This is a genomic window from Methanospirillum sp., from assembly GCF_028679455.1.
GTDB lineage: Archaea > Halobacteriota > Methanomicrobia > Methanomicrobiales > Methanospirillaceae > Methanospirillum.
In genome coordinates, this window is sequence record NZ_JAJRBM010000292.1 from 1 (window position 1) to 5,404 (window position 5,404).

The 5,404-nt window shown below is 51.8% G+C and carries 7 protein-coding genes and 1 pseudogene; all 8 read right to left on the bottom strand.

Features of this window, described 5'->3' with window-relative positions; genetic code table 11:
* Window positions 1–209 (bottom strand): annotated as a pseudogene (locus tag LUQ50_RS09915) (RNA polymerase Rpb4 family protein); the annotation flags it as partial.
* A gap of 24 nt (window positions 210–233) precedes the next feature.
* A complete protein-coding gene (locus LUQ50_RS09920) occupies window positions 234–527 on the bottom strand; it encodes a 50S ribosomal protein L21e (protein ID WP_300039675.1) in 294 nt (97 codons plus the stop codon).
* An 11-nt stretch (window positions 528–538) separates the two neighbouring features.
* The gene (locus LUQ50_RS09925; protein ID WP_300039676.1) at window positions 539–1,762 is read right to left on the bottom strand and encodes a tRNA pseudouridine(54/55) synthase Pus10; all 1,224 of its coding nucleotides are present in this window, start codon (window positions 1,760–1,762) and stop codon (window positions 539–541) included.
* Window positions 1,753–2,337: a tRNA (pseudouridine(54)-N(1))-methyltransferase TrmY gene (gene trmY / locus LUQ50_RS09930; protein WP_300039677.1), complete on the bottom strand. Its 585-nt coding sequence runs from the start codon at window positions 2,335–2,337 to the stop codon at window positions 1,753–1,755. The genes LUQ50_RS09925 and trmY overlap by 10 nt, the downstream gene beginning before the upstream one ends.
* A gap of 4 nt (window positions 2,338–2,341) precedes the next feature.
* Entirely contained in the window at window positions 2,342–3,655 is a 1,314-nt protein-coding gene (locus LUQ50_RS09935) for a signal recognition particle protein Srp54 (protein ID WP_300039678.1), read from the bottom strand.
* Window positions 3,655–4,737, bottom strand: coding sequence for a signal recognition particle-docking protein FtsY (gene ftsY, locus LUQ50_RS09940; RefSeq protein WP_300039679.1), 1,083 nt, complete (start codon window positions 4,735–4,737; stop codon window positions 3,655–3,657). Before ftsY ends, LUQ50_RS09935 begins: the two co-directional genes overlap by 1 nt.
* A 24-nt stretch (window positions 4,738–4,761) precedes the next feature.
* Complete coding sequence (pfdA, locus tag LUQ50_RS09945; RefSeq protein WP_300039680.1) at window positions 4,762–5,214, bottom strand: prefoldin subunit alpha; 453 nt, start codon at window positions 5,212–5,214, stop codon at window positions 4,762–4,764.
* Between the two features lie 5 nt (window positions 5,215–5,219).
* The coding region (gene rpl18a, locus LUQ50_RS09950) for a 50S ribosomal protein L18Ae (RefSeq protein ID WP_300039681.1) at window positions 5,220–5,404 on the bottom strand (185 nt) is incomplete at its 5' end.

Consider the following 5,404-nt stretch of genomic DNA (forward strand, 5'->3'; position numbering starts at 1 on the left):
ACTTTATCGAGTTGAAGCAGGGCATCAACAAGGCTCCGAGACATCCCGGCAGAGGTCCGAGCGATCTGGTTGGCATGTTCAATGCTCCTGCGGAGCTCATACGACATCTCTTTTCCTTTTTCAAGGCGTACTGCTTCCACATTGAGCAGTTCTTCCTTCAATTCAGGAACTGTGATCGCATCTTCGTGAATAATTCCTTTGATCTTCATGCCAACCGACCTGTATCTCTACCGTTAGTACTGCTGCGCCTTGAGGTGCTGGGGACGTGAAATGATTGTTTTCATCTTGTTGCCGTCGTAGATCTGCACGAGCCATGCACGACCCCTGCGACCAACAACAGATCCGGTCTTTCCATGGAATCGTGCATGTGGCATTCCTTTCTGAATGCTGGGTTCACATACAATGTGAACCTTCTGACCCATGTCAAACTCCTGGATGACGGTGGTGATCGGCAGAACGCCGCGCTTTCTCAGATCCTTCTTGAATTTATACCGGGTCTTTTTCCTCGGTCCATTGTGAAGTGCCATATTCGGTTCACCTACTCGATTCCCTGCACATCGACAACATCCAGTTGTACGACTCGTGCCGGTGTTCCCAGGATCTCTGATAGACTGGGCGTAGTCCGCCCCTGGTCACTTGATATTAACTCCTTGATATACAGGCCAGCCTCTCCGGTAACTTCGAACGCATAGAGGTTCGCTTCCCGGCCTGTCCATATGAGCTCAAGGACAACCCTCTCCCGTACCTTGTCTGCCCTCCGGTGGGCAACCCGGGCCGGGGTGCGCTGATGTATCGTGGCACCCGTCAGCTGTTCTGCGGCTGCAGAGAGGGTTTCTTCAGGGATGGAGCCGTCTATATCGACCAGAATCCTGTATTTTTTATGCCCTTTGTGCGTCTTAAGGGTTTCCACCTCACCCCGTTCACTCCAGGCAAGATCCTTCACACCAACCCTGCCATCGGCTGCTTCATTGATCTTCTTCTCAAGAGTGGTAAGGTCAGCCTGCCGTACACGTGGTTCAGAGATCTCAATAATGAACGGTCTGCCTGATCCAATCATCACCGCATCAATATCTTCCCTACCTGCACCGTGCAGGGTGGCAGCAGTACCCTGAAAAATATCGCACAAGGGTCTTCCAATCAATTCCTCTACTGAATCTGCGTACTGTTTACCGGTCCCATTACAGATCTCACACCCTGCGCCCTTACAGGCCCGGCAGTGCCAGTGGGTCTGAGGTATCCCCCGTTCATACTTGAAGTACCTGCCATACAGAAAGAGAGGGCGAATCTGAACTTCTGCAACTTCTTCATGAAGATTCAGAACAACCACTACATCCGGGTTCTTCAATTCCACCTGTAGACCGTTTTTTGCAGATACAGCCTTGCCAACCTCACGGTTAATCTCAGATTTGAGGGGTTCAGGATCCTGTAGAGAGAGATCACTCCAGATCATCTCTTCGGCTTCTGAAATGAGCGGAGGGATCCGCGATCCAATCAGAAAGGTATGGCATTCGATCCCCTCAAGGGAAGAGATAACCCGATCTGCCCAGACATCAGTATAATCAAAAAAATTGTTACAGATCCAGCATGGTTCTGAAGGGGGATTGTATGGCTCATTTGCCTCAAGAGCAGCAGCGATTCGGATCGCCTTGCCGCGCATATCATTAGATAGTCCGTGCGAACGTTTTGCTACGAGGCGACCAAGACAATGATCACAGATCTCCCCGTATTCCAGTACTTTCCGGTATAATTCAGTCAGTTCCATCCGGATCTTCTCCGATCAATCTCATTCCAGAGCAGAACAATAGCATGGTCAGCATGTACAACCTGTGGCCCCAGTGAATAACGGGGGAGTTCCCGAATCAGCAATTCCTCTTCTGCAGTGAAGTTCTGATGATCAGACAGGAGAAAGCCTTCAGGAAGTTCCTCCACAGAAGCATTCCTGATGTCAATCCCATGTTCATCAAGAACCCCGAACTGGTGCTCTCCGAGCAGGGTTTCAAGTCCCGCTTTTCGGACCAAGACCCCCGGAGTCACCTCCCGAAAGAGGTTCCCTGCCGGTATCTCCAGGGATTTTTTGATGAAGGATGCACTACTTCGCTCATCAGGACTCAAACTGCGGACACTCGCTCCATCAAACCGGACCGTCTTCACCGGCCCCGGACCACCAGATAGGATAAGTATACAGGAAGCATCCTCTCTGATACCATGGGAGAGGAAGAGCGAGGCCTGTACGCATCTACAGAGGAGATCCATCCTACCCCCGGCTCCTGGGAGATCATTCAGGTTGAATGAACCGTCATTCTTTGCCTGATGCCCTATCACCGCAAAAAAGACCATGGGATCAGGAGAAACGGCCGAACTTCTTCATAAGCCGTTGCATCCCCTTCTCCCCTCCCTTCAGGTTTTTGAACGTGCGTTTCATCATTTTGTAATATTTGATGAGTTCACGCACCTCTTCAAGGGTGGCACCTGCACCCATTGCTATCCGCTGAACACGGGAACCGTTCAACACGGCAGGGTCATCAAGTTCGGTACTGGTCATTGAATCCATGATGATCCGGTACCGTTCCATCTTCACCGAGGTGACATCAACTGCTTCAGCCGGAACCTCCATGCCACCGAGCGGAAGCATACTGAGCACCTGCTTCAAGGGCCCCATCTTGTTCACGGCTTCGAGCTGTTTGTACATGTCCCGAAGTGTGAACTTACCGGAGAGCATCGCATTGACATCAATGTCATCCTCTTTGATGCTCTCCTGCACCTTTTCAGCCAGGGCTTTGAGGTCACCCATACCAAGCAGACGGGAGATGAAACTGTCAGGATCAAACCATTCAAGATCCTCAATGGTTTCACCTGCACCGATGAAGACGATCCCGGATCCGGTCTCAGAGACTGCCGAGAGGGCGCCTCCTCCCTTGGCGGTACCGTCCATCTTGGTGATGATGACACCATCTATCTGGACCGCTTCGTGGAACCGGCGTGCCTGCTCACGTGCCTGCTGACCGAGTGCTGCATCGAGCACCAGCCAGCGGTGGGTGGCATGAGTCATCTCATTGAGATCGATGATCTCCTGGATCAACTCATCCTCAAGGGCGTGACGCCCCTGGGTATCCACGATGATAACCTCGTCCTTGAGGTGCTGGAGACCTTCTGCCACAATCTTGCGGGCATCGGTCTCTTTGGGATTGCCAAAACAGTTTACCTGCACCCGGTCACAGAGTGTCTTAATCTGGGTGTAAGCACCGGGTCTGAAGGTATCAGCACAGATAACCCCGACCCGCAGACCCTTCTTCTTAAAGTACCGGGCGATCTTGGCGGTGGTGGTGGTCTTACCAGACCCCTGCAGACCTGCCATCAGGATAGTCTGCCTGCCGAGTTGGACATCGACCTTGCCGCCAACGAGGTGAACGAGCTCCTCGTACACGATCTTGAGCACATGCTCACGGGCAGTAACCCCTTTGGGAGGTTCCTCCTCGAGAGAACGCTTCTTGATCGTCTGAGAGAGTTGCATCACCTGCTTGACGTTGACATCGGCCTGAAGCAGAGCACGCTGAAGATCCTTTACCAGTTCCTCAACTGCCACCCGATCGATGACCGTCTTTCCGGCAAGTTTTTTCAGGGCGTCCTTGAGATTGGTACCCAGATTTCCCAGCATCAGGCCTCACCTGCAAGGAGATCAGCAACGATCGCTTTTGGCTCAAAGGGCATAATGTCGTCGTAACCCTGTCCGGTCCCGATAAAGATGAGTGGTTTTCCCACCGCGTGAGCGATAGAAATGGCTGCACCGCCCTTTGGATCCATGTCGACCTTGGTAAGCATCACTGCATCCATCCCTACCGACTTGGAAAACTCCTCGGCACGGATGACCGCATCATTGCCTGCAACCGCTTCATCCACGTACACGATCAGGTCTGGCTGAATGACCCTGCGGATCTTAGCAAGCTGGTTCATCAGGTTTACCCGGTTGTGGAACCTCCCAGCAGTGTCCCCAAGCACTATATCAATGTTATGGGCCTTTGCATACTGCACGGTGTCAAAGAGAACAGCAGAGGGATCAGAACCTTCCTGATGCTGGATCACCTTGAGGCCGAGCCGCTCACCATGAACATCGATCTGTTCGATAGCACCAGCACGGAATGTATCACCGGCTCCGATCGCAACAGTCAGACCATGATTAGTAAGGTAATGGGCTACCTTAGCCACCGAAGTAGTCTTTCCGGTCCCATTTACACCGGTGAAGAGGATCTTAACCGGCTTTTCCCGGGAGGCAATAAAGTCAAGGATATTGACACCCTCGCCAAGAACTGAAAGAAGAGCATCAGAAAGGGCATTCGTGATAACTGCATCAACCGAGGTTCCAATCTTCCGTTTCGAACCGGTAAGATCTTCTCTGACCCTGGTCAGGATTGCATCAGTTGCAGAAAAGGCCACATCGCTCTCAAGAAGTCCAATCTCAAGATCAGAGAGTGAATCCTCGATATCTTTTGCAGCAATGATAAACTCTCGATCTCGTACGAGAGACACAACTTTCTGAGCAAATCCGGGGGCTTTTTTTTCTCTCTCACTTTCCCGTGGAGGAGGAGTCGGAGCAGGAGATTCAGATAAGGCAGATGGTTCGGGAGAACCCTGGGACGGAGCAGAATGTATAGTCAGATCACTATCAAGCTTCTGCTCCTCAATAGTGGTCTCCAGTCGCTGCCTGACCGAGAAAAGTTTCTCTTTAAGCGCTTTGAACATCAGGGACCACTATGTCCTACAGGTCTACCGTGGTCCTGCTCCACCCGAACCCTGCTGTTCCTGTGCCTGACGGTACAGTTGTTCAAGTCGTTTCGAGATGTCCTTGACCTGTGCGTCAATCTTCTGCAGGACTTCGGTAAGATTCTTGGTTGATGCTTCCATCTCAGCGATACGATCCTGCAGGTAACTGACACCACCCTCATTCGTCTTCTGAAGGATGATCTCAGAACCGATATTGGCATAGACCTCGTCCGGGTGTTCAACCCGGGCACGGACATTCACACCACCGCCAATAGGCATCAGGATGGTAGAATCACCTGCCACAAGAAGCGCCTTCAGTGTTTCAATTGCAGCATTCCCTTCCCGGATCCCCTCTTCCATGATTCCAAGCTGGCGGGAGTAGACCTCCGCCTGTTGGTTGTACTGGTTCAGGTATGCCTGAAGGGACTGGACCTCTCGGGGATCAACGGGCGCCATCGGGATCACTCACCCTTGTATTCGGTGATGGTATCGATCTTAATATACAAACGTTTGAGCCGGTGTTTGCTTCCAATAAGGTTGTAAACCCGTTCCTGTGCCTGCTTCTCATTCGGGGCAACAAGAACCTTGGTGTACGGCTTCCATGCGTGCAGTTCCTGGTACTGCCCCTTTACTTCATACTTCTTCT

Bases quoted from the DNA above. Each gene is read 5' to 3' on its own strand.
- LUQ50_RS09920 (WP_300039675.1), bottom strand. From the start codon at position 527: ATGGCACTTCACAATGGACCGAGGAAAAAGACCCGGTATAAATTCAAG.
- LUQ50_RS09925 (WP_300039676.1), bottom strand. From the start codon at position 1,762: ATGGAACTGACTGAATTATACCGGAAAGTACTGGAATACGGGGAGATC.
- trmY (WP_300039677.1), bottom strand. From the start codon at position 2,337: ATGGTCTTTTTTGCGGTGATAGGGCATCAGGCAAAGAATGACGGTTCA.
- LUQ50_RS09935 (WP_300039678.1), bottom strand. From the start codon at position 3,655: ATGCTGGGAAATCTGGGTACCAATCTCAAGGACGCCCTGAAAAAACTT.
- ftsY (WP_300039679.1), bottom strand. From the start codon at position 4,737: ATGTTCAAAGCGCTTAAAGAGAAACTTTTCTCGGTCAGGCAGCGACTG.
- pfdA (WP_300039680.1), bottom strand. From the start codon at position 5,214: ATGGCGCCCGTTGATCCCCGAGAGGTCCAGTCCCTTCAGGCATACCTG.